Raw genomic sequence first — 25,121 nt, forward strand, 5'->3', positions numbered from 1 at the left:
ATATTCAATAACTGGAGGGTATGCTCATGCACAGCAACATGTATTCAATGAACAATTTCGATTTCCTGGCCCGCAGTTTTGCCAGGATGCAGGCTGAGGGCCACCCTGTTGATATCCAGGCCGTCACGGGCAATATGGATGAGGAACATCGTAGCTGGTTTTGTAAACGTTATGCGCTGTACTGCCAGCAGGCGACAGAGGCGAAGAAACTCGAACTGGAACACTAACAAAAAACGGGCCTTGCGGCCCGTTGTCGTTTTTATTCTTGCGGATCGACTGAGGGGAGCGCAGGGGCAGGCTTAACTTCTGCCGTTTTTTCACGCACTTCCAGCTCAGTCAGGCGTTGTTCAAGCAGCGCCAACTTTTCACGGGTACGCAGCAAAACCTGAGTCTGCACATCAAACTCTTCACGGCTTACCAGGTCCAGACGGGTCAGTTGTGACTGCAGCGTTTGACGAATTTTCTTCTCGACGTCTTCCCCAAACTCCCGGATCCCTTTCGGCATCGACTCGTGAACCTGACGAGCAATTTGCTCAATTTTTTTCGGGTCAATCATTGTGGTTTCCCTGAACTGGTACGTGTTGCTGCTTATTGTAGTGCGAATGGGCGCAGGCATAAACCAGAATTGTGTGAAGCTAAGTCGAGTAAAGGCGTTGATGAAGGTAATCAATAGCGTTATAGTTAACCCGCTTATTCTCAGGGCGGGGCGAAATTCCCCACCGGCGGTAAATCAGCTTAATGCTGAAAGCCCGCGAGCGCTTTGAGTGCAAACTCAAAGGTCAGCAGATCCGGTGTAATTCCGGGGCCGACGGTTAAAGTCCGGATGGGAGAGAGTAACGATCCAGTCGGGCATGGACCCGCTCACGTTATTTTTTTGCCGCTTAGACGGTACTCCTAAGACTGCCCTGATTCTGGTAACCATAATTTTAGTGAGGTTTTTTTACCATGAATCAGACGCTACTTTCCTCTTTTGGTACGCCTTTCGAACGTGTTGAACATGCGCTGTCTGCGCTGCGTGAAGGACGCGGTGTGATGGTGCTTGACGACGAAGATCGTGAAAACGAAGGCGATATGGTTTTCCCGGCAGAGACCATGACCGTTGAACAGATGGCGCTAACCATCCGTCACGGCAGTGGTATTGTTTGCCTGTGCATCACTGAAGACCGACGCAAACAGCTCGATCTGCCAATGATGGTGGAAAATAACACCAGTGCTTACGGTACCGGTTTTACCGTGACCATTGAAGCCGCAGAAGGCGTGACTACCGGCGTTTCCGCTGCAGACCGTGTTACTACGGTACGTGCGGCAATTAAGGATGGCGCAAAACCTTCCGATCTGAACCGACCGGGACACGTTTTCCCGCTGCGCGCTCAGGCAGGCGGTGTGTTGACTCGCGGCGGTCATACTGAAGCCACCATCGATCTGATGACGCTGGCAGGCTTTAAACCCGCAGGTGTACTGTGCGAACTGACCAATGACGATGGCACCATGGCGCGCGCGCCGGAGTGCATCGAATTTGCCGGCAAGCATAATATGGCTGTGGTCACTATCGAAGATCTGGTGGCTTACCGTCAGGCACATGAGCGTAAAGCCAGCTGATAGCGCGTTACCGCGCCTGCTGTAGAAGATTAAAAAAACCGAAGTCAGTTTTCTGGCTTCGGTTTTTTGTTATTGCAGCCTGACTATTTAGTTCTGGTCAGCTTGATTGCCCAGGCACCGCTCATAATCACTAATAGCAGCAAACATACGCCAAAGGCCAGTAGGCAGGCCTGCGCCATATTCATAAAATGCCACGGCGGCAGGAGATACCAACCTTCGGATTGTTGGTACAGATCGACAAACCACTTTTGCATACTGCTGAGCGCCACGCCATCGGGAACGACAGGTGCGTCATAACCGCAGTCTCCTGTGGGCTTAAACCATTCCGGCGCCCAGTTTGCCAGTGGCAAATTGAACGGGAAGGTCGGATCGGTGGAACATCCCTGTACGCCAAAGAGCGAATCCGGGTCCGGGTTATGTACTGCATAATGAATGCCGTTAAGTTTGATGGAAAACTTAATGCCCATGATGCTGCCGTAAAATGCCGCGATGCAGCCGATGAGCTTCAGAACAATATTCTTAGGGTTTATCGCCGCGATCAGCCCACCAAAAACCATCACGAACATGGCAAAGCGAATGTATACACATTGCTCGCAGGGGGCCATGTAGAGATAGATTTGGAAGAATGAGTGCGCCAGAATAATTAACCCACCCATTGCGCAAGCCATCAGTAACCACAGAAAGCGCCGTTCCTGCCATCTCACCAGGGTATCAACCGGTGCAATACATAAGTCTCGCCACAATCCTTTAATGAAAGCCATAGCCGGGTCCCTGTTTATTTTGCCGCCAGCTCTCTGACAAGCTCAGCCATAGAATCAATGGATTTGATGTTTTTGGTGTAGATCAGGTATTTGCCGTTGACGACGTAAGCCGGTACGCCCTGAATTTTGGCGACATCATATGCCGCTTTCCATTTCTCCAGCGTTTGCTGGACAGCTGGCTCCTTCAGTGTGGTTTCAAAATCCGCCTGACTCATACCCGCAGCATCCAACCCCGTCTTAATGAATGAGGCAGGATCTTTACCGTCTGACCAGCGTTCTTTCTTGTCATGGTAGGCTGCGTAATATGCGAACTTGGCTTTTTTGAACTGAGATTTGGCGTCAAACAATGAAATTCCTGCCGCCTGGTCTTTATTAATCATTACCGCAAATACTTCACTAGCCTGTTTGCCGTATTCTCCTTTGGTTTCCAGATGAAACGGTGTGAAGGTAACTACGTCGGCGACTTTTTCTGACACGGGGCCCGTTACGGCTTTATCGTATTTGTAGCAGAACGGACAGGCGTAGCTGAATACTTTGATTAACGTCTTGTCCGCATTAGGAATTGGTTTCTCCAGCACCATATAATCAGTGCCTTCGGTAAAAGCCGATGCGGCAAACGGTGAGACAAGTGCGGCGGTTAATACCACGCTTTTAAATAATGAAGCGATCCATTTAGATGACATAATTAATCCTTAATCTAACGTGATTATTTAAACATTTGTTGTGGGTGGACCAGTAATGCACGGTAGTGTGTTTGGTTTGGCTTATCGGAAAGGACATTAATTTCAACTTTGACTTCTTTGGTCTTGTAGTCAATTTCATTAATTTTGCCAATGGTCGGCTGTCCAACATCAAATAAATTAATCGATCCACCAAAGCCAAACATGGTGTCGCGATCTTTTTGATATTCGATAACCGAGGTGATGGGACTATAAAAATCATAGCCGCGCTCTTTTCCGTATTCCCAAATTTGCTGAACGGTTCCTTTTTTCTCGTCAATTTTATATTCGACAAAACGGGAGTATTTCATCGTCGGCAAAGCCGGTTGTTCAAGTCCACGACCATCGCCGTTATCAAAAACGGTTAATGTCCCTTTGCTGGAGAGCCATGCGGTGTGCTGGGTGTAGGTAAAATCGAAATCAGTGTTTTCACACTTGCCGTTTTCATCACATTTCAGCGCGTTGCCTTTAGCATCTACCGGTTTTAACAGCTTACTTGCCAGCGCTTTATTCCAGCCTTTAGATGGCGCCAGGATCCACTTCACTTGTTTATCACGACCAATTTTTACGACTCCCTGATGACGGGAAGAGATAATGATAGAGTCATCTTTAGCGTCATAGGCAATGGAGTTGACGTGAGCCCAGTTACGACCCGCACCAACGCCGAGGGCATCACCGTAGGGTGTATCTGGCTCCAGTTTCGCCTGTTGGCCTGCGTGAGCGAGGTCGACGTTGACGCATACCGCGCCCGCGTCCAGCGCTCCCAACAGGGCGTCACGCATCGGGTCGAGAATTTTTGTCAGATCCCATACGTCAACAACGCGACCAGATCTGTCGACTTCAATAATCTGGTCGCGGATGGTATGCACGTGAATGCCATCTTCCTTGCGATAATCGCGTTTACCCACGCGAAGCAGCACGGTGCCATTGACCGTTTCGATCGATTCATGCGAAGCGTCCAGGAATCCACGCGGTAGCTTATGGTCGGCCAGAATCTGTCCCATCAGATCGAATTCATACCAGTGCTGGCCCTGCACGGCGGTGAAGGTTCCGCGTGGTGTTTCCCGAATGCCCATCAGGTAACCGCGCTTATTGATATCCATGTCATGGCCATCATAGAAGGTATCCTGATCCAGCCACCAACGGTATTCACCTTCCGTATCGACGACAAAGGTGAAAGGGGCGATATCAAAGGGTAATGCGCCACCGGCGGGACCCGCATCAAGGATGCCGGCATTTTTGTCTTTTTCACCATGCCAGTGGAATTCTGCGCCCTGCGCGGTGAAAGTATGGGTATTCACCAGATACAGACGGTCTTCAAAGCCGGGGGCTACCTTAATAACTTTAGTTTGCTGTAAATCAGAAAGAGAACGGTTATCCATGTAGTGATTAACGATGGCGGATGTTTGCACCACGTAATCTTCTTTCATGGCCTTGCCATTTTCTTTATATTCAATGGTAACTTTATTAGCGAACTTTTGATAAAGGCCAAAAACAGGAATGCCATCGTAAGTGGCGAGTGATTCTTTGCCAACGGTATAAGTAACCGGGACCCCTTTTTCACCTTTACCATGAACGGTGACTTTAACATCCGAGATAACGTGACTATCTAATTCAATCAGTGCGGTAAGTGGGGCATTTCCATAAGGATCAACAACTATTGCGCCCAGTTTTCCTGCGGGTTGGGCGGGTTGAAAACCTGCGGCAAATGAATTTCCCACAGTTAATCCAAACGTCAGTGCCAGCGTTCCAGCGAGAAATGTTTTTCGGTATTGCGTAAACATGGATATATCTCCTTATATCACCTGTAAATATAATGATGCTGAATATATTATGTTTTTCCGATGTTAATTAATCAAAGAATAGTATTACTGATGCTGCTTTGATGATGAATCAATTAATATTGATGAGGCGTATTATTCTGCAGATTCTAATTTTTATTATTTTTGGATAGTATGAGTGAGACATTTTAAGAACAATATTTATTATTGCATTGTGTGATCTTGTCGACATAGTTTAATTTTCTATAACGATTTGGGCTATTAGCGTAGTCGCTTATTTATATGATCGAAATCATATATTTGTTTCTGGAATATGCCACTATAGGAGTAGGTCAGAATAAGGTAGTGTAAAATTTTAACGTTAAATGTTTAATGATGTTAAATATTAAGGGTAAAAGAATGTTTATTGCCTGGTATTGGATTGTATTAATTGCACTCGTTGCGGTGGGTTATTATTGTCATATGAAGCGTTATTGTCGTGCGTTCCGCCAGGACAGAGATGCGCTGCTTGAGGCGCGTAACAAACTCTTTCGTCGACCTGGCGAAGATAACGGCGCGGTTAAGGGACAGGAATAGTCCTTCGCGTTCTGCTATGGATGAGCGGATGCTGTTAAACTTGCAGGGTGGCATCCGCCCTCTGGATTAGCCGATTCCCATAGACTGGAGAATGACGAGACTTAACCCCATCACCGACATTCCGCACAATACCCCATAGCTGGGATTATTATTGGGGTCGATCTCTTTTGCCAATGGCATCAATTCATCGACGGACAGCGCGACCATAATACCTGCAACGGCCGCCATTATCGCCGCCATTACTACCGGCGAAATCAGACTACCGAGAATTAACCACGCCAGCACGCCGCCCAAGATTTCCGCCATGCCCGAAATCCCGGCCCAGAATATCGCGGTGCGTTTAGATCCCGTAGCCGCATAGACCGGACCCGCCACGGCTAATCCTTCAGGAATATTGTGTAATGCGACGGCAAGGGCGATACCAAAGCCCAGTTCGAGGTTGCTGCTGGCAGTAACAAATGTCGCAATTCCTTCCGGGAAGTTGTGCAGGCTGATGCCGAGCGTTAATAAAATCGCGGTACGCCGGATGGAACCGGGTAAAGGCTGCGTGGTTTTTTGCACCAGATCCTGAGGGTGAGCATGCGGCAGTATACGGTCGAGGCCAAAGTAGCCCAGCAGGCCCACAATAAACATCCCGTAACCCAACACCGGCGACATGCCGTCAGCCGCCAGCGCAGCAGGTAGCATCTCCATTAGAGAAATCAGTAACATGATCCCGGCGGCGAAACCTAAAGAAAAGGCAAGAACGCGATTAGAGGGTTTTTGCCCCAGCACGCCGAGAAATGCGCCGATAAACGTGGCGGCGCCTGCCAGTAAAGTCAGAAGTAAAGGTACTGACATCGACAAATCTAACTCCTTATCAATCTGCTGTCCGGGCCAGATCGTCAAAATAACTGATGATCTTCATCATGGTTATCTGAGTTCTTCATTAACCGAAAAAGCGTATTGTGATGGTATCAAAATGACTCCCTCAGTAAGGATATCATCATGTCTTCAGCTCGTATGCCAGCATTGTTTTTGGGCCACGGTAGCCCGATGAATGTTCTGGAAGATAACGTTTATACCCGTGCCTGGCAGCAACTGGGGGAAACGTTGCCGCGTCCGAAAGCCATTGTGGTGGTGTCGGCGCATTGGTTTACCCGTGGAACAGGCGTGACGGCGATGGAAGCGCCAAAAACAATCCACGATTTTGGCGGTTTTCCACAGGCTTTGTATGACACGCATTACCCGGCCCCCGGTTCACCGGAACTGGCGCAGCATCTGGTTGAGGTGCTTGCTCCGGTGCCAGTGACCTTAGACCAGGAAGCGTGGGGATTTGACCACGGCTCATGGGGGGTGCTGATCAAGATGTATCCGAATGCGGACATTCCGATGGTGCAGTTAAGCGTCGACAGTACCAAACCTGCGGCCTGGCATTTTGAGATGGGGCGCAAACTGGCGGCGTTGCGTGATGAAGGCATTATGTTGGTGGCCAGCGGCAACGTGGTACACAACCTGCGTACTGCGCGTTGGCACGGTGAGAACACGCCATACCCGTGGGCGACCTCATTCAACGATTATGTGAAGGCAAACCTGACATGGCAGGGACCGGTTGAACAGCACCCTCTGGTCAACTATCTCGATCATGAAGGTGGATCGTTATCGAACCCGACGCCAGATCACTATCTGCCGCTGCTGTATGTATTGGGCGCGTGGGATGGCAAAGAGCCGGTGACTATTCCTGTCGACGGGATTGAGATGGGCAGTTTAAGTATGTTGTCGGTACAGATTGGATGAGAAATGCCGGGTGACGGATTCGCCTCACCCGGCACAACGATTATTCGACAAAAATATGCGGATAGAAGCGCGAGAGATCCTGCGTGATCAATGCTCTGTCTTCACGAATGCCGATGCCAGCAGGTTGATCGTTAATCAGCCAGCTGCCGATCAGCATATAGCTGTCGCCAAATTTCGGGAGCTGATGGAACTGCTGGACGATCATACCTTCTTCGCCATACGGCCCTTCCACGGCTTCGATCGTTTTCCCGTTCTCAATGATGGAGACGTTAGCGCCTTCACGCGAGAAGATTGGCTTAACGACGAATTTATCCATCTGCGGATAGTCGTCTTCGGCGAAATAAGCAGGCAACAGGTTCGGATGGTTCGGGAACATTTCCCACAACAGCGGGAGTAGCGCCTTGTTGGAGATAATGCTCTTCCAGGCCGGTTCCAGCCAGCGAACGCCCGCGTCTTCAAGCTTAGTGGAGAACATTTCACGCAGCATGAATTCCCACGGATAGAGCTTGAACAGGTTAGCAATAACCTGATCCTGCATATCCGTGAACTGACCTTTTTCACCCAGGCCAATATCTTCGATATAAAGGAATTCAGTGGCGATCTCAGCCTCGGCAGCGCAATCCTGCAGGTACTGGATCGTTCCGCGATCTTCGACCGTATCACGACAGCAGGTCAGATGCAGCAACTGAAAACCATACTGTTCACGCAGCTCGGTGAAGCGCTCGATCAGCTTTTCCTGCAGACTGTTGAACTGATCGCTGCCTTCCGGCAGGTTGCCGGCATTGAGCTGATCTTCCAGCCAGATCCACTGGAAAAACGCGGCTTCGTACAGTGACGTTGGCGTATCGGCGTTGTTTTCCAGCAGTTTGGGTTCACCCGTGCCGTCCCACGCCAGATCCAGACGCGAATAAAGTGACGGCTGCTGTGTCTGCCAGGACTGACGAACAAAGCCCCAGGTATGCTTTGGAATGCGAAACTTGGTCATTAGCTCATCGCTGGCGATGACCTTTTCCACCACTTTGAGGCACATTTGATGCAGCTCTGCGGTGACCTCTTCCAGCTTTTCAACCTGAGCAAGCGTGAGCTTATAGTACGCGTCTTCACACCAGTACGGCTCGCCGTACATAGTGTGAAAGTTGAAACCGTATTCGGTGGCCTTATCGCGCCAGTCCGGGCGCTCAACAATACTGACTCTTTCCATGACCATCAGCCGCCCATTGAACGTGTGGTGGTGCCGCTGGCGCTACGCTGCATAGTGCTCTGTTTAGCCACAGATTCGCCAAATCCGCCGCGGGTGACGGTAGTGGTGGTGGCTGGTTTCGGCGCCATGGCGGTTTTCGGCACGGTCATGGTACGACCCGGCGTCGCTGCACCGTAGTTTTTACCGCTGGCATCAGTGTATTTGCCGTATGCTGGGCTGGCCGGATTTTTCGAGCTGAACAGCGGTTGCTGCGCGCCCATACCGCCGCCCATCAGTCGGCCCATCATGTAGCCTGCCATCAGCGGCATCCAGAAGCTGCCGCTGCTTTGGTTCTGCGCCTGAGCCTGGCCTTCGCCGGTCGGCGCCATACCCGCTTGCGCAGGTGCCTGTTGGCACTGACCTTCGCCGAATTCGGCGATACAGTCTTCGCGAGTGGCATATTTTGGCGCGGTGCGTTCCGCTTCTTTCAGCGCATTGTTGAACGCGGTAGTACATTCGGCGCTTTTACCCGGATTCGCTGCCGAGCAGTCGTCCGCGTTTTGATAAAGCGAAACCGTTTCGTCGCTCTTTTCACAGCCCGCGAGCATAAACACAGCGGTAACTGCCAGGGCGACAGGAGTCAGGTGGCGTGCGCTCCAGCTTTTGCGGAACGAGGCGTGATGTATCGATTTTGTCCGTTTCATTTATGTCTTCCAGGACCCAGTGGTAAATACTGCTCAGAATAGAGGATGACTGGTCGAAATTGAAGCGGGAAGAGGCGAGAATGCGTAGGAAGGGGCGGATCTTTACGTTGTCTTACGTTCAGACGGGGCCGAAGCCCCGTCATCAGCATCAATTACGGAACGGGTTGGTGCCGTTGCTGCTGGTTGTACGTGCTGCTGTCGGCTGCGCCGCCGGCGTCGTGCTGTTGGACGTATAACCATCCGCTGCGGCGTCTTGCTGCGCGTTTTGCGGGGCGATCGTATCCGGGGTAGTGGATACCGGTTTACCCAGCGTATTGTTCAGGGCCACAAGATCCTGCTCGTTCAGCGTACCGAGCGCGGATTTAACGTTTAACTGATTGATAAGATAGGTATAACGCGCATTAGCCAGCTGTTGCTTAGCGTTGTACAGCGTGGTAGTGGCATCCAATACATCCACGATGGTACGTGTACCAACGGAATAACCGGCTTCCATTGCATCCAAAGAACTTTGCGCAGAAACAACCGCTTGTTTGTACGCGTTGATGCTACTGATGGACGCATTAATGTTGTTAAACGAAGAACGAACGGTCTGCACTACGCTGCGGTGTGCGCTTTCCAGTTGTTCACTTGCGCCAACAAAATTGTACTGTGCTTGTTTCACCTGCGAGTTAACCATTCCACCCTGATAAATAGGCAGCGAGAAGGTCAGACCGATTTTGTTCTGGCCCATGTTGCTGTCGTCATACTGGGCGTTATTGTTAGTTTTGGAACCGTTGTAAGAGGTGTCAGACACACCTGTAGATGCGGTCAGGTCCAGAGTTGGTAAATGACCGTCCTGTGCCAGGCGGATCTGTTCACGCGCCAGATCCTGGCTTAAACGCGCCTGCAATAAGGTCAGGTTGCGGTTTTCCGCTTCTTTCAGCAGTGCGTTCACCGCCTGCGGTTTGTTGGTTTTAAAACCATCAACGTTCAGCGAAGCCAGTTCCGGGTAGTAGTTACCGGTTACCTGACGCAGCTGTTCCACCGCGTTATCCAGATTGTTGCGCGCGGTAACTTCGTTTGCCAGCACGGTATCGTATTGTGAACGGGCGTTCTGCACGTCAGTGATAGCGACCAGGCCAACGTTAAAACGCTGAGTGGTCTGATCTAACTGACGGTAAACCGCATCTTTCTGTGCCTGGGTGTAAGACAGCACGTCAATCGCGTTCAGTACGTTAAAATAGGCGGTGGCGGTATTCAGGATCAGCGTTTGCTGATCGGTCTGATAGGTCACGTCCTGGATGCCCGCTGATTTTTCTTGCAGCGTCAGGGCACGCCATTTTGACATATCAAAAATGGACTGAGTTAACTGCAGAGATGCGCTGGTGGCGTTGGAGTTGACGCCATTTGCATCACGGTAGCCATTGCTGTAGGTGTAATCGGCACCTAATCCCAGTTGCGGCAGTAATGGGCTACGCGCTTCGTTAATTTTTTCGAATGCAGCATCGCGATCGGCGGCGGATTTACGCAATTCCGGGTTGCTCAGGCGTGCTTGCTGATAAACCTGCATCAGGTTTTCTGCCTGGCTCAGAGTACTGAACCCCGACAGGCTCAGGCCGATAAGGATGGGGAGCAATTTCTTCATTTGCATTCCTTGTTGTGAAGCAGTATTTAGCGCTGATCAAATTGTAAAAATATTTGCTGATTCTAGCAGAATCCGCCACTGCAAAAAGTTGGCGTTACGTGCCATACGGCGTTAATTTGCATCAATTTAACACAAGGGCGTTGAAACATCAGTCAAACGACCTTGAAATTCACATTTTAAACACTATTGGTTTCAGGACAGCACAATGCGTAAACCAGACAACTTGCCAATGACTTTCACTAAAAATGATGTAGAAATTATTGCACGAGAAACGCTATACCGCGGATTTTTTTCACTGGATCTTTATCGATTCCGCCATCGCCTGTTTAACGGTGGGATGAGCGGTGAGGTAAAGCGCGAAATTTTTGAGCGCGGACACGCGGCAGTCTTGCTACCCTTTGACCCTGAGCGGGACGAAGTTGTGCTGGTCGAGCAGATCCGCATCGCGGCGTTTGATACCAGCGCCAGCCCATGGCTACTGGAAATGGTGGCCGGGATGATCGAAGAAGGCGAGAGTGTTGAAGATGTCGCGCGCCGTGAAGCGATGGAAGAAGCTGGGCTTAACGTTAAACGCGTAAAACCGGTGCTAAGTTATCTGGCAAGCCCGGGAGGCACCAGCGAACGCTCATCGATTATGGTGGGTGAAGTGGACGCCACGACCGCGAGCGGAATTCATGGTCTGGCTGATGAAAACGAAGATATTCGTGTTCATGTGGTGAGCCGGGAACAGGCTTATCAATGGGTAGAAGAGGGGATAATCGACAACGCGGCTTCTGTCATCGCCTTGCAATGGTTACAGCTGCACTATCAAGAGTTAAAAACTGAGTGGAAAAAATGAAGCGTTACACACCTGACTTCCCTGAAATGATGCGCCTGTGCGAAACCAATTATTCGCAATTGCGCCGCCTGTTGCCGCGTAATGACGCAGCCGGCGAAACAGTGAGCTATCAGGTGGCAAACGCACAATATCGGTTAACGATCGTTGAATCGACCCGATACACTACGCTTGTCGCGATCGAACAAACGGCACCGGCTGTGACTTACTGGAGCCTGCCGTCGTTAACCGTGCGTCTGTATCATGATGCGAGGGTCGCTGAAGTGTGTTCAAGTCAGCAGATCTTTCGCTTCAAAGCGCGGTATGATTATCCAAATAAAAAGTTGCATCAACGCGACGAAAAGCATCAAATTAACCAGTTTCTGGCCGACTGGTTACGGTACTGTTTAGCACATGGAGCGATGGCGATTCCGGTTTATTAGCGTCGTGAAACCTAAGGACACCATTTGGAAAGCCTGTTAACCCTTCCTTTGGCTGGTGAGGCCAGAGTCAGGATCTTACAAATTACAGACACTCACCTGTTTGCCGAAAAGCATGAAACGCTGCTGGGTGTGAACACCTGGGACAGCTATCAATCCGTACTGGATGCAATACATGCTGAGTCGCCAGAGTACGATCTGATCGTCGCGACTGGTGATTTGGCGCAGGATCAATCCGCTGCGGCTTATCAGCATTTTGCTGAGGGCATCGCAAGTTTTCGTGCGCCCTGCGTTTGGCTCCCAGGTAATCATGATTTTCAGCCTGCAATGTACAGCGCGCTGCAGGAAGCTGGCATTTCCCCGGCTAAGCGCGTCTTCATTGGCGAACAGTGGCAAATCTTGTTGCTGGACAGTCAGGTGTTTGGCGTTCCCCACGGCGAGTTAAGCGAATTTCAGCTCGAATGGCTGGAGCGTAAACTCGCCGATGCGCCTGAACGCAATACTTTGCTGCTTCTGCATCATCATCCTCTGCCTGCGGGCTGCAGCTGGCTCGATCAGCACAGTCTGCGCAATGCCGCCGAACTGGACAACGTGCTGGTGAACTACCCGCGCGCGAAGTATCTGCTCTGCGGGCATATTCATCAGGAACTGGATCTGGACTGGAACGGTCGCCGCCTGTTGGCGACGCCGTCGACCTGCGTGCAGTTTAAGCCGCATTGTTCTAATTTCACGTTAGATACCATCAGCCCCGGTTGGCGTACGCTGGAGCTATTTGCTGACGGTACGTTGCAGACTCAGGTGTGTCGTCTGCAGGGTAATCGGTTCCACCCTGATACCGCTTCAGAAGGTTACTGATGTCTACACTTCTCTATCTCCACGGATTTAACAGTTCTCCTCGTTCGGCGAAGGCATGTTTGCTGAAAAGCTGGCTGGCGGAACACCATCCGCACGTTGAGATGATCGTACCGCAGCTGCCGCCGTATCCTGCTCAGGCCGCAGAGATGCTGGAATCGATCGTTCTTGAGCATGGCGGCGAGTCGCTGGGGATTGTCGGTTCCTCGTTGGGCGGCTATTACGCCACCTGGCTGTCACAATGTTTTATGCTGCCAGCGGTGGTGGTGAATCCGGCGGTCCGGCCTTATGAACTGCTGGTCGACTATCTCGGTCAAAACGAGAACCCCTACACGGGGCAGCAATATGTGCTAGAGTCACGCCATATTTACGATCTTAAAGTCATGCAGATTGACCCGCTGGAAGCGCCGGATTTAATCTGGCTGCTCCAACAAACGGGCGATGAAGTGTTGGACTACCGCCAGGCGGTGGCGTATTACGCCTCCTGCCGTCAGACAGTGACTGAGGGCGGAAACCACGCATTCACGGGCTTCGAAGATTATTTCAACCAGATTGTCGATTTTCTTGGACTGCACAGTTTCTGACGATCAATTCGAATTGCTTATTTAAACCATGACGCAAACTTATAACGCTGATGCCATTGAGGTACTCACTGGGCTTGAGCCGGTACGCCGTCGCCCGGGGATGTACACCGATACAACCCGTCCGAACCACCTTGGGCAGGAAGTGATTGATAACAGTGTGGATGAAGCACTGGCGGGCCACGCAAAACGTGTGGACGTGATCTTACATGCCGACCAATCTCTGGAAGTCATTGATGATGGCCGCGGCATGCCAGTAGACATTCACCCTGAAGAAGGTGTTCCGGCGGTTGAGTTGATCCTCTGCCGTTTACATGCGGGTGGTAAGTTCTCCAATAAGAACTATCAGTTCTCTGGTGGTTTGCATGGGGTGGGGATCTCTGTGGTCAATGCCCTGTCGAAGCGTGTGGAAGTGAACGTACGTCGCGACGGGCAGGTGTACAACATCGCGTTTGAGAACGGCGATAAGGTGCAGGATTTACAGGTTGTCGGGACCTGCGGTAAACGCAATACCGGAACCAGCGTGCACTTCTGGCCGGATGAAACTTTCTTCGACAGCCCGCGTTTTTCCGTTTCGCGCTTAACGCATGTACTGAAAGCTAAAGCGGTATTGTGTCCGGGTGTTGAGATCACTTTTAAAGATGAGGTCAACAATAGCGAACAGCGCTGGTGCTACCAGGATGGTCTGAATGATTATCTGAGCGAAGCGGTGAATGGCCTGCCGACGCTGCCAGAAAAACCGTTTATCGGTAATTTTAGCGGTGAGACAGAGACCGTTGACTGGGCGTTGCTCTGGCTGCCGGAAGGCGGCGAGCTGTTGACCGAAAGCTATGTAAACCTGATCCCAACCATGCAGGGCGGTACGCATGTTAACGGTCTGCGTCAGGGCCTGCTGGATGCGATGCGCGAGTTCTGCGAATACCGCAATATCCTGCCGCGCGGCGTGAAGCTGTCGGCGGAAGATATCTGGGATCGCTGCGCCTACGTGCTGTCGGTGAAAATGCAGGATCCGCAGTTTGCCGGGCAAACCAAAGAGCGCCTCTCCTCGCGCCAGTGCGCGGCATTTGTCTCTGGCGTGGTGAAAGATGCCTTCAGCCTGTGGCTGAACCAGAACGTGCAGTCAGCCGAACTGCTGGCTGAGATGGCGATTTCCAGCGCCCAGCGTCGTCTGCGCGCGGCGAAAAAAGTGGTACGTAAAAAGCTGACCAGCGGTCCGGCGCTGCCGGGGAAACTGGCGGACTGTACCGCGCAGGATCTCAATCGCACCGAACTGTTCCTCGTCGAAGGTGACTCAGCGGGCGGATCGGCCAAACAGGCGCGTGATCGTGAATATCAGGCGATCATGCCGCTCAAAGGTAAGATCCTCAATACCTGGGAAGTATCTTCTGATGAAGTGCTGGCCTCGCAGGAAGTGCACGATATTTCGGTGGCGATCGGTATCGATCCGGACAGCGACGACCTGAGCCAGTTGCGTTACGGTAAGATCTGTATCCTGGCGGATGCGGACTCCGATGGTCTGCACATCGCCACGCTGCTGTGCGCGCTGTTTGTGAAACACTTCCGCACATTGGTGAAACACGGTCACGTCTACGTGGCGCTGCCGCCGTTATACCGTATCGACCTCGGGAAAGAGGTGTATTACGCGCTGACGGAAGAAGAGAAAGCGGGCGTACTGGAGCAGTTAAAGCGCAAGAAAGGCAAGCCGAACGTGCAGCGCTTTAAAGGTCTGGGTGAAATGAACCCGATGCAACTGCGCGAAACCACGCTGGATCCGAACACCCGTCGCCTGGTGCAGCTCATCATTGATGATGAAGACGATCAGCGCACCAACGCGATGATGGATATGCTGCTGGCCAAGAAGCGTTCTGAAGATCGTCGTAATTGGTTGCAGGAGAAAGGCGACCTGGCGGATCTCGAAGGATAATCCGCCCGATGGCGCTGCGCTTATCGGGTCTACGGGAGCGCTATTTGTAGGCCGGATAAGGCGTTTACGCCGCCATCCGGCGATGCGTTCTTGCCCGATGGCGCTACGCTTATCGGGCCTACGGATTATTTTTATGCCTTTTGCGATACTGGAGCGGCGTCTCGCCAATACCTTTGCCGAAGGCGCTGATAAAATACGTTACCTCTGAAAACCCTACCTTTTGAGCAACTTCCCGCACGCTGATTTCACTGTGTAACAGCGCTTCACAGGCTTTACGCAGCCGCAGAGTATTGAGATAGTCGAGAATGCTCTCGCCCGTTTCCATCTGAAAGCGGCGGGAAACATAGCTTTTTGATTTATTCAATTCCTGCGCCAGCGCCGCCAGACTAAATTTGTGGGTGTAATGCTCATCCAGCCAGAACATCACCTGGCTGGCTATTCCGCTGCTAATTTCCAGCATATTGCCATTATCTTCGGGTAACAGGCTGAATAAATTAACTAACAGGCAGGCAACGTGTTCAGTGTTAAGCGGCTTCTGAGTGGCCATTTTTTCATAACGGCTGAAAAGAAAATCAATATGTGTGTGGATATCCGCCGCGTCGACGACCCATGCTTCGCTGCCGCGCACGCTCAGATTTTGCAGATGCTGTTGAGTTTGCGGAAAGTCGCGTAGCACCTTCAACACCGCATGTTGATCGAGATGAATAATGGTACGCCGATAAACATCCCGCGCCTGCTCATCGACCCATATCTTGTGTAGGGTAAACGGCGGAAAAAAGAACATCCGTCCTGGTCGCATAGTGAACTGCTTATGGTCAACCGTGACCACGCCAAAGCCTTCTTCCACATACAGCACTTCCAGACACTGATGCCAGTGGTGGTAACGCACCGTATTGGCGAATAAACGACTGAACGATGCAATCGCATCGTTGAGGGCGATCAGCTCCAGATGTTCTTGCTGTGAGGATAAGCTCATAGTGCAATAAATTTAAATTTTTGCCGCCGAATAGTCATTTATAAACCCTATTTTTAAATTTTATCAATCGCTGTTTTATTTTAATGACAGTGGTGTGATTGGCGTAACATTTCTGCGGCTCTGCGATTCACTATTCTTTAGCCACTTAATTCAGAGGGGCAGAGTATGTGGTCAGCAACTGAAGAAAAATCAAATCCATTGTCATCACGCGAAGACGTAACGTGCGCTGTTAACGCCATTTTGCGTGCGCTGGATCAGCAGTTTCCGGCGGGACAGGCTCAGTTTTCACTTGGCAATACCTGTGCTCACTACAGCGTGGATATTGCCTGTATGGAAGGACTTTCCCGGGCGCTGTGGGGACTGTTTCCGCTGATGGCGGGCGGGGCTGATGCGCCGTATGCCGAAAAATACATTCAGGCGATAAAACTTGGCACCGACCCGCAAAGTCCACACTACTGGGGTGATACCGGCCCGTACGATCAGCGCCTGGTCGAGATGGCGGCATATGGTCTGGGTCTGGCATTGTTACAGACGCAACTGACGGACTGTTTCTCCCTGCGTGAACGCGAAAATTTGCACCGCTGGCTGAACCAGATAACCGATGCACAAATGCCGGACAGCAACTGGAACTACTTTGCGATTATCGTTCAGCTTGGCTTCAAGCGGGCGGGTCTGCCTTATGACCAGGCTGCTATCGATCGCCGTTTTGAGCTGATGGAAGCCTATTATCTTGGCGACGGCTGGTATTCCGATGGTCCCGGGCGTCCAAAAGATTACTACATCTCAATGGCCTTCCACTTTTATGGCCTGTTGTATGCCACCCTAAGCCCCGATGATGCCGATCGCGCCGCCACTCTGCGTGAGCGCTCGCGTCTGTTTGCCGAAGATTTCATTTATCTGTCCGCAGCAGACGGCGCATCGGTGCCGTTTGGTCGCAGCCTGACCTACCGCTTTGCCATGGTTGCGTTCTGGAGCGCAGTAGCGTTTGCTGAACTGGATGTCTTTTCGCCAGGCGTCATTAAAGGCGTAATCCTACGTCATCTGCGTTGGTGGCAGAAGCAGCCGATTTTCGATCGTGATGGCATTCTGACACTGGGGTTTGCCTACCCGAACCTGGCGATGTGCGAAGATTACAACTCGCCGGGATCGCCCTATTGGGCATTGAAGGTCTTTTTGATCCTCGCTCTGCCCGAGAAGCATCCCTTCTGGCAGGCTGAAGAGCAGGCCTTACCCGTACTTGATGAAAAACGGGTGATTACGCATGCTGCGCAGATCATGCAGCACAGTGAGCATTCTGAACATGTCACGATGCTGACCTCAGGCCAGCTTGAACTGAACAATTACGTCAATACCGAAGCCAAATACACCAAATTCGCCTACTCCAGCCGTTTCGGTTTCACCATTGAGCGTGGCCGTTACGGCATCAAACATGCGGCCTGTGACTCTATGCTGCTGTTGGCAGACGGCGATGGCTACTATCGTGGCCGTCGTCAGTGCGATGACGTTCGGGTTGATGAGAATTTTATCTGGTCCCGCTGGTCTCCCTGGCATGACGTTACCCTTGATACATGGCTGGTCCCGTTTGGTGAGTGGCATCTTCGTTTGCACCGTATTCACAGCGCGCGAAGCCTGCAAACGGTGGAAGGGGGATTTGCGGTAATGAAAGCCGAGCCTCAGCTACGCGATCGCGGCTGTCTCATTGCGGCACGTAATGGAACCAGCGTTATCGTTGATCTTTCACCGTCCATAGTTTGTCAGCCTGGCAACGTGGTCACGCCGCCAAACAGCAGCATCATGTTCCCTGAATGCGCCTCGATCCCTGTGCTTACCGCCGAAATCCCACAGGGCGAAAGCTGGCTTTGCTGCGCCGTAAGCGCAAGTGGACAACAAATACAGTACGCCGCCGTTCCGTTGCTTTCTATCAACAATAGCCAGGTTGTTATTCAGCAGCCTGAAAGTGCACGCCAGTTGTCGTTCTTTTTATAGCGAGGATGGTATGAAAAATAGTTCAATGGGAAATCGCACTGAATATTATAAAATAAGTAGTTTTATATTCCTCTATTTCTTTACGTGGTCTGCAAGTATTGGTCTGCTGGCTATCTGGTTAGGGCAAAAAGCGCAATTGAGTGGTACGGTGATCGGCACCGTATTTGCCGTGAATGGTATTTTTTCGGTTATTCTGAAACCTATTTATGGCTATATTCTCGATAAAATAGGGATGAGTAAATATCTGCTCTATTTTGTCGTGGTGATGTCTGCACTAATGGCACCCTTTTTTATTTATGTCTATCAGCCATTATTACTGTCCAATACAATGCTGGGCATTATCGTTGGCGCGATTTACTTAAGCTTTGCGTGGTATGCCGGGGTGGCTGCCTGTGAATCGTATTCCGATCGCTACAGCCGCCTGAACGGCATGGAGTTTGGGCAAATCCGCATGTGGGGGTCACTTGGCTGGGCAGTGGCGTCATCGTTCTCTGGCCTGCTATTTAACCTCTCTCCGGCCTATAACTTTATGCTCGGCAGCGTGGCGTCGGTGGTGATGCTGGTTGTTCTGCTGAGTCTGAAAGTCAATGTCAATGCGGCCAACGCCTCGCAGGTGTTAACCAAAGAGAAAATCGCCCCGGCGGATGTGTACGCCCTGCTGCGAAATCGCAAATTCTGGGCTTTCTGCCTGTATGTTGCAGGCGTAGCGTGGATGATGTTCATCGCTGAGCAGCAGTTCTCCCGCTACTTCGTTACTTTCTTCTCGGATGTGCATGAAGGGAACGCCGTGTTTGGCTATCTGGGGACCGTGCAGTCGGGAATGGAATTTGTCATGTACATGGTCATCCCGTTATTCGTCAATTATGTTGGCGCGAAGCGTGGCCTGCTGATTGTTGGGCTGCTGGTGGGCGCACGGTTGGTTATCTCCGGTCTGTGCGACTCTCATCTGCTCATTTCTGTGCTGAAACCGCTATACGGTCTGGAGATCTGTTTATTACTGGTTTCCGTCTTTAAATATATTGCCGAGCATTTTGATAAACGGGTAAATGCGACCATGTATTTACTGGGTTATCAGGCCATGCTGTATGTCGGTAACGTGGTAGTTTCATCACCTGCTGGATTAATGTATGACCGGATCGGTTTTGAGAAGACATATATCATTATGGGCATTGTGGCGCTGACCTTTACATTGATATCGGCATTTACTTTATCTGCCTGTCAGAGCAAACAAGGCAAAAATATCGCTCTCGATATTGCTGAAAATAATCCTGCAAAATAATTTACGTAATAAGGATCCGAAATATGTTAAATCATATCGTTGAGGAATCGTTGCGCGCATTTCCTGGTAGCCCGGTCAATCCCGGCAGCTTTCAGGATCAAATGCGTTGCGCCCGGGAACATGTCCTCGAATTGATTAGCCGTCATTTAACGGAGTTCGGTGAACAATTTCCTGCCGAAACCTGTGTGCAAGGTTATTACCCGCTGACAGAGAATGTGGAATGGACGACCAGCTTCTGGACCGGGCAGTTATGGCTGGCGTGGGAAATGAGTGGTGAGAGCAAATTTCGTGAGATGGCGGAGAAACATGTGCGTTCGTTTGGCTTGCGTATTGCCGGACGCCACGATACCAACACCCACGACCTGGGATTCCTCTACACACTTTCCTGCGTGGCGGCCTGGCGATTGACGGGTAATCGTGATGCGCGAGGGTTTTCCCTGATGGCGGCAGAAGCGCTGTTGGAGCGTTTTCATGAAAAGGCGCAGATCATCCAGGCATGGGGCGATCTTCGTGATCCCGAGCAGGCCGGGAGGATGATTATCGACTGCAATATGAATCTGCCGCTGTTGTACTGGGCAAGCGAGCAAACGGGCGATCCGCGTTTTGCGAATGCGGCAAAGGCCCACGTTGCGCAGGCAGCAAAATACCTGATCCGCCAGGATGCGTCGACCTTCCACACCTACTATATGGACGTGCAAACCGGCGCGCCGCGTTACGGTAATACCCAGCAGGGTTATGCCGACGATTCATGCTGGTCACGTGGGCAGGCATGGGGAATTTATGGTTTTCTGCTGAGCTATATTTACACCGGCGATAACCAGATGGTGCAACTGTCGAAAAAGTTGGCCAACTATTTTCTTAATCGTCTGCCGGAAGATGCCGTTTGCCATTGGGATCTGGCATTAGTCGGGACAGATGCGCTGCGCGATTCATCTTCGGCAGCGATTGCCGTCTGCGGACTGCTGGAGCTGATTAAACATCTGCCGGTGACCGACCCGGATCGCGAGCGCTATCTGCAGTGGGCGATGGGGATTATGTCTTCACTGACCAGGCACTATCTGATGGGCAAAGATGAGCAGGGGAACGGTATACTGAAACACTCGGTGTATCACCTGTCGAGCAACAAAGGGGTCGATGAGTGCGCAAGCTGGGGGGATTATTTCTACGTTGAGGCGTTAATGCGCTTCACTCAGAGCTGGAAGCTTTACTGGTAAAGAATGCCCGGTGGCACTGCGCTTACCGGGCCTGAGGATTGCGGTATAAGCCGGATACGTCTGTTGGTGGCGTTATCCGGCAAATCGACAAACTTAAATGCCAGACTCAAGAATACGAATATTCATGTCCAACACATCGCCTTTGACGGCTTCGCTGTAGGCTTTCATATGCGGGGTCTGCAAATGCGCTTCAAGGTGGGCGATGCTTTCCCACTGTTCAATCATGACGATTGAATCCGGGGCTGTCGTCTGAAAACTGACGCCAGCAGCATGATCGACCATCGGCGCGTAGCCGTGGCAGCCTTCTTCTTTCAGTACGGTCGGAACGATTTTAGCAAACTGATCCAGTACCGCCTGGCGGTGATGTTGACCTGGACGTGTACGGATTTCTGCAATAACGGTAAGCATGGTTAACTCCTTCTAATTCCAGGTTACCAGTTAACCAAAAATTTCGTTCAGATGCTTGCGATATTCTGCGATATAACGCGGGACATCCGGCATTTTAATCACATCATTGGTGATAAAGGTCGGCAGCGCTTCCATTCCCAGGAACTGGTTTGCTTTATGGAACGGGAGATAAACGCCATCAACCCCAACGCCATGGAAGAACTGGTCTTTTTCAGTGAAGGCTTCCATCGGTGCGTTCCAGGTCAGAGACAGCATGTATTTTTTGCCCTGAATCAGTCCGCCGGAACCGTATTTTTTTGACGCATCTGAACGCGTGCGACCATCGCTGGCGTACAGCGTACCGTGCCCGGCAGTGAACACGTCATCGATGTATTTCTTCACCGTCCACGGCGCGCCCATCCACCAACCCGGCATCTGCCAGATAACGGTGTCTGCCCAGACGAAGTTCTGCACTTCTGCCTGCACGTCATAATCGCTGTCAGCGCGTACGACTCTAACATCATGCCCGAGGTCGCGCAGGATACCGTCCGCGACCTCGGTCAGGGTGTCATTCAATTGCCCATTAGAGTGGCCAAATTTTTTCGCACCGTTGATAATCAGGATATTGCTCATTTTGTGTCCTCAAAGAATAACGTTTGAGGCCGATTCTACGCTGATGATCGGTACGGTGAAATTAGCAAAATGTGCAAAGTCTTTTGCTGACCGCGCAATAATAACGCAGTTACCAACTGATTTTAGCTTCAAAGCCACCTTGCGGCGCATTACCAAACGAGGCTGACATTCCGTGTAAGGTCGCGATGCGACGAACAATTGACAACCCCAGACCACTGCCGGTCACGCTTTGCCCTGGTGGGCGATAAAAGCGTTCTCCAATGTGCATCAGAACTTCCGGCGCAATACCAGGACCATTATCTTTGACGCTAAAATTGCGGGCGTTGAGCGTCACTTCCACAATGCTTCCCCGGGGACTATAGCGAATCGCATTATCCAGCAGATTTCGCACCATCAGGCTGAGTAACAGCGGTTGCCCGGTACATGTGATGCCATGCGCGTTAATCTGCAAACGTACGTCAATATGCGCCTGCTGGGCCGAATGGTAGATATCCATCACCGCAGATTGCAGCAACTCCTCCAGCGAGATTTCCGCCACATCCTGAAGATTGTCGAGGGAGTCAAGGCGCGAAAGCGTCAGTAACTGATCGACCAGACGCGTAGCGCGATCGATCCCGGCCTGCATCTGCATTAAGGCTTTTTGCCGTGCCTGCGGGTCATCGTCAGACAGTTGCGCCACTTCGGTTTGCACTTTCAGCGCCGTCAGCGGACTACGCAGCTCGTGAGCGGCATCTGAAGTAAAGCGCCGTTCACGTACCATGGTGGTATGAATACGAGTGAAGAGTTGGTTGAGTGATTCAACCAGCGGGCGAACCTCGCCAGGAATGCCTTTCAAACTGAGCGGTTCTTCTGATTCCGGGTCGCGTAAACGTAGCGCCTGCGCCAGTTTTTTCAGTGGCTTAAGTTCAAGACTTAACAACACAATCAGGATCAACAGCATCAGCGGCAGAGCGACCAACCACGGCACCAATTGTGCTGTCACAATCGCTAAAGCCATATCTTCACGATATTCCCATTCCTGGCCGACAACGATTCGATACTTTTTATCTGCGGAAGTCAGCCAGACAAAACGCCATTTATCGTTGTCGCCATTCAGATAGCCATCGTCAAAACCTTCCCGGCGATAGCTATAGGGAATGTACTGGCCATTGTCGCCATCGTGAAGAACCATTTTCCCTTCTGGCGTGTAGGCCGCAAAGGTCAGTACATCGTCGTCAATATGACCATGTTTGAATTTTTTCGGGGTATGCGCGATACGTTCAGAGGCTTTGAGTTCATCAAGATCCAGCGTGACAAGACGCTTGGCGAACAGCATTTGCTGCGTGTCGAACATCTCATTCACGTTATCGGTGGTTTGCTTCCAGGCGACAAAGCTGGAAATCAGCCAGGTCACTAAAACCAAAATCATGAAGATAAGCGTTAGCCTGACGCGCAGGCTGAGGCGTTGTGCGAATTTCATGCGTCACCCAGGGTGTAGCCAATGCCATGCACGGTACGGATAAAGTCGCTGCCGAGCTTACGGCGTAAGTGATGGACGTGTACTTCAACCGCATTGCTGGAGACGTTTTCGTCCCAGGTATACAGTTTTTCCTCAATCAGTTTACGGGGCAGGACGCGGCCCTTGTTGCGCATAAGCAGCTCCAACAGCGCGAACTCTTTGGGCTTAAGAGACAAAGGTTCGCCCGCCGCCGTGGCGACCAGCGCGCCGGGATCGAGCGTCACCTCGCCATGGCGCAATGTGTTGCTGGCCTGGCCGCTGGCACGACGCACCAGCGCCTCCAGCCTGGCGGCAACTTCGATCAACGCGAAGGGCTTACACAGATAGTCGTCCGCGCCCAGACGTAAGCCTTCAACGCGTTCCGCCAGCGCGTCGCGGGCGGTCAGAATCAGCACCGGTTCCTGCTTCCCGTTGGCTCGCCACTCGCGCAGGATGTCTCGTCCGTCTATGCCTGGCAGCGTCAGGTCGAGGATTACCGCATCATACGGGGCACTGTAGAGTGCTTCTTTCCCCTGACGTCCTTCGGTAAACCAGTCGATGCTAAAACCCATTTTACTCAGACCGGTTTTAAGGCCATCGCCGATCAACGTATCATCTTCAACCAGTAAAATGCGCATATATTCTTCCCTGCGATAACTCTCTTTGCCGTCAGTAAACCTTGTCGCCGCCGCATCTGTACAGCAAAAAAGAATCTTTTTTTTCCTTAAGAACTTGTTAAGGATTAACTTATTTAATAGTCGTAAACCAACATGAAAGGGAGACATGACGATGAAAAAATTAGCAGCACTGGTTGCCGTAATGGCACTGTGTTCCGCACCTGTTCTGGCAGCGCAACAGGGCGGCTTCTCTGGGCCAACGACGACCACACAAAGCCAAAGCGGTGGGTTTGTTGGCCCGAACGGCAGCATCACGACGGTAGCAAGTGCTAAATCGCTGCGTGATGACGCGTGGGTTACCCTGCGTGGGAACATCGTTGAGCGTATTTCCGACGATCTGTATGTGTTTAAAGATGCGACCGGCACGGTGAATGTGGATATTGACCATAAGCGCTGGAACGGCGTAACCGTAACGCCGCAGGATGTGGTTGAGATCCAGGGCGAAGTGGATAAAGACTGGAACTCCGTTGAAATCGACGTGAAACAGATTAGCAAAGTTGCTAAATAATCCCCATCAGGGCCGCATTCGCGGCCCTTTTCTTAGAGCTAGTCTTAATCCCAGTTGCCATAGGGGTAGGTTTTACCGTTGATAAATGCCTGCGTTGACGGGAGGAAGGTAAAACTGCCGCCCGGGACGACGTAGTCTTTACACAGGGTCAGGTCCTTGCCGGAGCGGGTTGTTTGTTTCAGGGGCGTGACCGGCAGGCTGGGGCGTCCGGCGACATCGGAAAACCAGATTTTGACCTTGCCGCCGGGAGACAGGCCAAACACCATACTGTCGTACCAGACGGTCTCGCCATACCAGGTATGATCGGCAGGTGTTTTCATCCTCAGCCAGGTTTCGGGGCCGAAGACGGCGCTAGTTTCATAGGTCTGCTGGTCAATATAGGAATCCCAGCAGAAGACAATGTACTGCGGAGGTTTTTTGACTTTGTTGAAATTAACGCTGCCGCCAAAGATCACATCAGTCCACTTGTCCACGGATTCAGAGTCACGAGAGGTTGGGTCAAGCGTGTTAAAGGTATACAAGTAACCATCGGTATCGATCACCCGGACATGAAGCGCTTCTGCTGGCAACTCATAGGGGGTGATAAAAGAAAAATTCCACTTACCGTAAGGTAGAGTCCAATCCCCGCTGGCGGCCTGTTTTGACTGTAAAGG

General features: G+C 51.4%; 27 protein-coding genes and 1 riboswitch. Of the genes, 13 read left to right on the top strand and 14 right to left on the bottom strand.

From position 1 onward, the window contains the following. Positions 1-20 precede the first annotated feature (20 nt). Positions 21-227, top strand: a complete 207-nt coding sequence (gene glgS, locus FDX04_RS07640) for a cell surface composition regulator GlgS (protein ID WP_087856824.1) — start codon at positions 21-23, stop codon at positions 225-227. A gap of 32 nt (positions 228-259) precedes the next feature. Here glgS and ubiK read toward each other — a convergent pair whose 3' ends face one another. Continuing rightward, the gene (ubiK, locus tag FDX04_RS07645; protein ID WP_137360695.1) at positions 260-556 is read right to left on the bottom strand and encodes a ubiquinone biosynthesis accessory factor UbiK; all 297 of its coding nucleotides are present in this window, start codon (positions 554-556) and stop codon (positions 260-262) included. Between the two features lie 132 nt (positions 557-688). Continuing rightward, positions 689-839, top strand: a riboswitch (FMN riboswitch). A gap of 106 nt (positions 840-945) precedes the next feature. Between ubiK and ribB the strand changes: the two genes are divergently transcribed. Then, a complete protein-coding gene (gene ribB, locus FDX04_RS07650; RefSeq protein WP_038633931.1) occupies positions 946-1,599 on the top strand; it encodes a 3,4-dihydroxy-2-butanone-4-phosphate synthase in 654 nt (217 codons plus the stop codon). Positions 1,600-1,682: 83 nt separating this feature from the next. Here ribB and dsbI read toward each other — a convergent pair whose 3' ends face one another. From dsbI to FDX04_RS07665, 3 genes are read right to left on the bottom strand one after another with little or no spacing between them, the layout of a single operon-like run. Continuing rightward, entirely contained in the window at positions 1,683-2,360 is a 678-nt protein-coding gene (gene dsbI / locus FDX04_RS07655) for a protein-disulfide oxidoreductase DsbI (RefSeq protein ID WP_137360696.1), read from the bottom strand. Positions 2,361-2,374: 14 nt separating this feature from the next. Further along, the gene (locus tag FDX04_RS07660) at positions 2,375-3,043 is read right to left on the bottom strand and encodes a thiol:disulfide interchange protein DsbA/DsbL (protein ID WP_137360697.1); all 669 of its coding nucleotides are present in this window, start codon (positions 3,041-3,043) and stop codon (positions 2,375-2,377) included. Positions 3,044-3,066: 23 nt separating this feature from the next. Next, positions 3,067-4,863 carry an aryl-sulfate sulfotransferase gene (locus FDX04_RS07665; protein ID WP_137360698.1) on the bottom strand — a complete coding sequence of 599 codons (1,797 nt, stop codon included), beginning with the start codon at positions 4,861-4,863 and terminating at the stop codon, positions 3,067-3,069. Between the two features lie 396 nt (positions 4,864-5,259). On the opposite strand from FDX04_RS07665, the gene FDX04_RS24140 reads away from it, so the two are divergent. Then, on the top strand, positions 5,260-5,436 hold the full coding sequence (locus tag FDX04_RS24140; RefSeq protein ID WP_064507033.1) for a hypothetical protein: 177 nt from the start codon (positions 5,260-5,262) through the stop codon (positions 5,434-5,436). 66 nt (positions 5,437-5,502) lie between these two features. Here FDX04_RS24140 and zupT read toward each other — a convergent pair whose 3' ends face one another. Beyond that, on the bottom strand, positions 5,503-6,276 hold the full coding sequence (gene zupT, locus FDX04_RS07670) for a zinc transporter ZupT (RefSeq protein ID WP_038633928.1): 774 nt from the start codon (positions 6,274-6,276) through the stop codon (positions 5,503-5,505). A 147-nt stretch (positions 6,277-6,423) separates the two neighbouring features. On the opposite strand from zupT, the gene ygiD reads away from it, so the two are divergent. Continuing rightward, positions 6,424-7,212 (top strand): 4,5-DOPA dioxygenase extradiol, encoded by a 789-nt coding sequence (gene ygiD, locus FDX04_RS07675; RefSeq protein ID WP_137370707.1) that lies wholly within the window; start codon positions 6,424-6,426, stop codon positions 7,210-7,212. A 40-nt stretch (positions 7,213-7,252) separates the two neighbouring features. Here ygiD and FDX04_RS07680 read toward each other — a convergent pair whose 3' ends face one another. The 3 genes from FDX04_RS07680 to tolC all read right to left on the bottom strand — a co-directional run bounded on the left by FDX04_RS07680 (position 7,253) and on the right by tolC (position 10,720). Continuing rightward, on the bottom strand, positions 7,253-8,413 hold the full coding sequence (locus FDX04_RS07680) for a glutathionylspermidine synthase family protein (RefSeq protein WP_042311167.1): 1,161 nt from the start codon (positions 8,411-8,413) through the stop codon (positions 7,253-7,255). A gap of 5 nt (positions 8,414-8,418) precedes the next feature. Next, on the bottom strand, positions 8,419-9,096 hold the full coding sequence (locus FDX04_RS07685; RefSeq protein WP_006688037.1) for a DUF1190 family protein: 678 nt from the start codon (positions 9,094-9,096) through the stop codon (positions 8,419-8,421). A 148-nt stretch (positions 9,097-9,244) separates the two neighbouring features. Further along, positions 9,245-10,720 carry an outer membrane channel protein TolC gene (gene tolC / locus FDX04_RS07690; RefSeq protein ID WP_042311027.1) on the bottom strand — a complete coding sequence of 492 codons (1,476 nt, stop codon included), beginning with the start codon at positions 10,718-10,720 and terminating at the stop codon, positions 9,245-9,247. A gap of 205 nt (positions 10,721-10,925) precedes the next feature. On the opposite strand from tolC, the gene nudF reads away from it, so the two are divergent. Genes nudF through parE form a run of 5 tightly spaced genes read left to right on the top strand, consistent with a single transcriptional unit; the run spans position 10,926 to position 15,331 of the window. After that, the gene (gene nudF / locus FDX04_RS07695) at positions 10,926-11,558 is read left to right on the top strand and encodes an ADP-ribose diphosphatase (RefSeq protein ID WP_038633920.1); all 633 of its coding nucleotides are present in this window, start codon (positions 10,926-10,928) and stop codon (positions 11,556-11,558) included. Then, a complete protein-coding gene (locus tag FDX04_RS07700; RefSeq protein ID WP_003024582.1) occupies positions 11,555-11,977 on the top strand; it encodes a DUF1249 family protein in 423 nt (140 codons plus the stop codon). The genes nudF and FDX04_RS07700 overlap by 4 nt, the downstream gene beginning before the upstream one ends. A gap of 24 nt (positions 11,978-12,001) precedes the next feature. Further along, complete coding sequence (cpdA, locus tag FDX04_RS07705; protein WP_137360700.1) at positions 12,002-12,829, top strand: 3',5'-cyclic-AMP phosphodiesterase; 828 nt, start codon at positions 12,002-12,004, stop codon at positions 12,827-12,829. Continuing rightward, the gene (yqiA, locus tag FDX04_RS07710) at positions 12,829-13,410 is read left to right on the top strand and encodes an esterase YqiA (protein WP_038633915.1); all 582 of its coding nucleotides are present in this window, start codon (positions 12,829-12,831) and stop codon (positions 13,408-13,410) included. Before cpdA ends, yqiA begins: the two co-directional genes overlap by 1 nt. 28 nt (positions 13,411-13,438) lie before the next feature. Continuing rightward, positions 13,439-15,331, top strand: a complete 1,893-nt coding sequence (gene parE / locus FDX04_RS07715; RefSeq protein ID WP_137360701.1) for a DNA topoisomerase IV subunit B — start codon at positions 13,439-13,441, stop codon at positions 15,329-15,331. Positions 15,332-15,449: 118 nt separating this feature from the next. On the opposite strand, the gene FDX04_RS07720 is transcribed toward parE, so the two are convergent. Continuing rightward, on the bottom strand, positions 15,450-16,307 hold the full coding sequence (locus FDX04_RS07720) for an AraC family transcriptional regulator (protein WP_137360702.1): 858 nt from the start codon (positions 16,305-16,307) through the stop codon (positions 15,450-15,452). A 165-nt stretch (positions 16,308-16,472) separates the two neighbouring features. Here FDX04_RS07720 and FDX04_RS07725 point away from each other — a divergent pair, with 165 nt between their 5' ends. The 3 genes from FDX04_RS07725 to FDX04_RS07735 are packed head-to-tail and all read left to right on the top strand — an operon-like array spanning position 16,473 to position 20,786. Further along, entirely contained in the window at positions 16,473-18,293 is a 1,821-nt protein-coding gene (locus FDX04_RS07725; RefSeq protein ID WP_137370708.1) for a DUF2264 domain-containing protein, read from the top strand. 10 nt (positions 18,294-18,303) lie between these two features. Then, positions 18,304-19,572, top strand: coding sequence for an oligosaccharide MFS transporter (locus tag FDX04_RS07730; RefSeq protein WP_137360704.1), 1,269 nt, complete (start codon positions 18,304-18,306; stop codon positions 19,570-19,572). 23 nt (positions 19,573-19,595) lie between these two features. After that, positions 19,596-20,786 carry a glycoside hydrolase family 88 protein gene (locus FDX04_RS07735; protein WP_137360705.1) on the top strand — a complete coding sequence of 397 codons (1,191 nt, stop codon included), beginning with the start codon at positions 19,596-19,598 and terminating at the stop codon, positions 20,784-20,786. A gap of 93 nt (positions 20,787-20,879) precedes the next feature. Here the strand turns inward: FDX04_RS07735 and FDX04_RS07740 are convergent, their stop codons facing one another. From FDX04_RS07740 to qseB, 4 genes are all read right to left on the bottom strand, one after another. Next, positions 20,880-21,194, bottom strand: a complete 315-nt coding sequence (locus FDX04_RS07740; protein ID WP_103769733.1) for a putative quinol monooxygenase — start codon at positions 21,192-21,194, stop codon at positions 20,880-20,882. Positions 21,195-21,224: 30 nt separating this feature from the next. Further along, complete coding sequence (locus FDX04_RS07745) at positions 21,225-21,806, bottom strand: NAD(P)H-dependent oxidoreductase (RefSeq protein ID WP_137361714.1); 582 nt, start codon at positions 21,804-21,806, stop codon at positions 21,225-21,227. Positions 21,807-21,915: 109 nt separating this feature from the next. Then, positions 21,916-23,265: a quorum sensing histidine kinase QseC gene (gene qseC / locus FDX04_RS07750; RefSeq protein ID WP_137370709.1), complete on the bottom strand. Its 1,350-nt coding sequence runs from the start codon at positions 23,263-23,265 to the stop codon at positions 21,916-21,918. Beyond that, entirely contained in the window at positions 23,262-23,921 is a 660-nt protein-coding gene (gene qseB, locus FDX04_RS07755; protein ID WP_032940770.1) for a quorum sensing response regulator transcription factor QseB, read from the bottom strand. The genes qseC and qseB overlap by 4 nt, the downstream gene beginning before the upstream one ends. A gap of 151 nt (positions 23,922-24,072) precedes the next feature. Between qseB and FDX04_RS07760 the strand changes: the two genes are divergently transcribed. After that, positions 24,073-24,468 carry a YgiW/YdeI family stress tolerance OB fold protein gene (locus FDX04_RS07760; protein WP_137361716.1) on the top strand — a complete coding sequence of 132 codons (396 nt, stop codon included), beginning with the start codon at positions 24,073-24,075 and terminating at the stop codon, positions 24,466-24,468. A 44-nt stretch (positions 24,469-24,512) separates the two neighbouring features. Here FDX04_RS07760 and FDX04_RS07765 read toward each other — a convergent pair. Beyond that, a partial coding sequence (locus tag FDX04_RS07765; RefSeq protein ID WP_137370710.1) for a DUF2931 family protein occupies positions 24,513-25,121 on the bottom strand: 609 nt, incomplete at its 5' end.

Source organism: Citrobacter sp. wls615, assembly GCF_005281355.1.
Classification (GTDB): Bacteria; Pseudomonadota; Gammaproteobacteria; order Enterobacterales; family Enterobacteriaceae; genus Citrobacter; species Citrobacter werkmanii.

Coding starts and splice junctions, on each gene's coding strand:
- FDX04_RS07745 (WP_137361714.1), bottom strand. CDS start 21,806: ATGAGCAATATCCTGATTATCAACGGTGCGAAAAAATTTGGCCACTCT.
- FDX04_RS07760 (WP_137361716.1), top strand. CDS start 24,073: ATGAAAAAATTAGCAGCACTGGTTGCCGTAATGGCACTGTGTTCCGCA.
- FDX04_RS07660 (WP_137360697.1), bottom strand. CDS start 3,043: ATGTCATCTAAATGGATCGCTTCATTATTTAAAAGCGTGGTATTAACC.
- FDX04_RS07735 (WP_137360705.1), top strand. CDS start 19,596: ATGTTAAATCATATCGTTGAGGAATCGTTGCGCGCATTTCCTGGTAGC.
- FDX04_RS24140 (WP_064507033.1), top strand. CDS start 5,260: ATGTTTATTGCCTGGTATTGGATTGTATTAATTGCACTCGTTGCGGTG.
- qseC (WP_137370709.1), bottom strand. CDS start 23,265: ATGAAATTCGCACAACGCCTCAGCCTGCGCGTCAGGCTAACGCTTATC.
- FDX04_RS07725 (WP_137370708.1), top strand. CDS start 16,473: ATGTGGTCAGCAACTGAAGAAAAATCAAATCCATTGTCATCACGCGAA.
- FDX04_RS07680 (WP_042311167.1), bottom strand. CDS start 8,413: ATGGAAAGAGTCAGTATTGTTGAGCGCCCGGACTGGCGCGATAAGGCC.
- FDX04_RS07665 (WP_137360698.1), bottom strand. CDS start 4,863: ATGTTTACGCAATACCGAAAAACATTTCTCGCTGGAACGCTGGCACTG.
- FDX04_RS07730 (WP_137360704.1), top strand. CDS start 18,304: ATGAAAAATAGTTCAATGGGAAATCGCACTGAATATTATAAAATAAGT.
- nudF (WP_038633920.1), top strand. CDS start 10,926: ATGCGTAAACCAGACAACTTGCCAATGACTTTCACTAAAAATGATGTA.
- ubiK (WP_137360695.1), bottom strand. CDS start 556: ATGATTGACCCGAAAAAAATTGAGCAAATTGCTCGTCAGGTTCACGAG.
- yqiA (WP_038633915.1), top strand. CDS start 12,829: ATGTCTACACTTCTCTATCTCCACGGATTTAACAGTTCTCCTCGTTCG.
- parE (WP_137360701.1), top strand. CDS start 13,439: ATGACGCAAACTTATAACGCTGATGCCATTGAGGTACTCACTGGGCTT.
- ygiD (WP_137370707.1), top strand. CDS start 6,424: ATGTCTTCAGCTCGTATGCCAGCATTGTTTTTGGGCCACGGTAGCCCG.
- FDX04_RS07700 (WP_003024582.1), top strand. CDS start 11,555: ATGAAGCGTTACACACCTGACTTCCCTGAAATGATGCGCCTGTGCGAA.
- FDX04_RS07720 (WP_137360702.1), bottom strand. CDS start 16,307: ATGAGCTTATCCTCACAGCAAGAACATCTGGAGCTGATCGCCCTCAAC.
- glgS (WP_087856824.1), top strand. CDS start 21: ATGCTCATGCACAGCAACATGTATTCAATGAACAATTTCGATTTCCTG.
- ribB (WP_038633931.1), top strand. CDS start 946: ATGAATCAGACGCTACTTTCCTCTTTTGGTACGCCTTTCGAACGTGTT.
- FDX04_RS07740 (WP_103769733.1), bottom strand. CDS start 21,194: ATGCTTACCGTTATTGCAGAAATCCGTACACGTCCAGGTCAACATCAC.
- FDX04_RS07685 (WP_006688037.1), bottom strand. CDS start 9,096: ATGAAACGGACAAAATCGATACATCACGCCTCGTTCCGCAAAAGCTGG.
- dsbI (WP_137360696.1), bottom strand. CDS start 2,360: ATGGCTTTCATTAAAGGATTGTGGCGAGACTTATGTATTGCACCGGTT.
- zupT (WP_038633928.1), bottom strand. CDS start 6,276: ATGTCAGTACCTTTACTTCTGACTTTACTGGCAGGCGCCGCCACGTTT.
- qseB (WP_032940770.1), bottom strand. CDS start 23,921: ATGCGCATTTTACTGGTTGAAGATGATACGTTGATCGGCGATGGCCTT.
- tolC (WP_042311027.1), bottom strand. CDS start 10,720: ATGAAGAAATTGCTCCCCATCCTTATCGGCCTGAGCCTGTCGGGGTTC.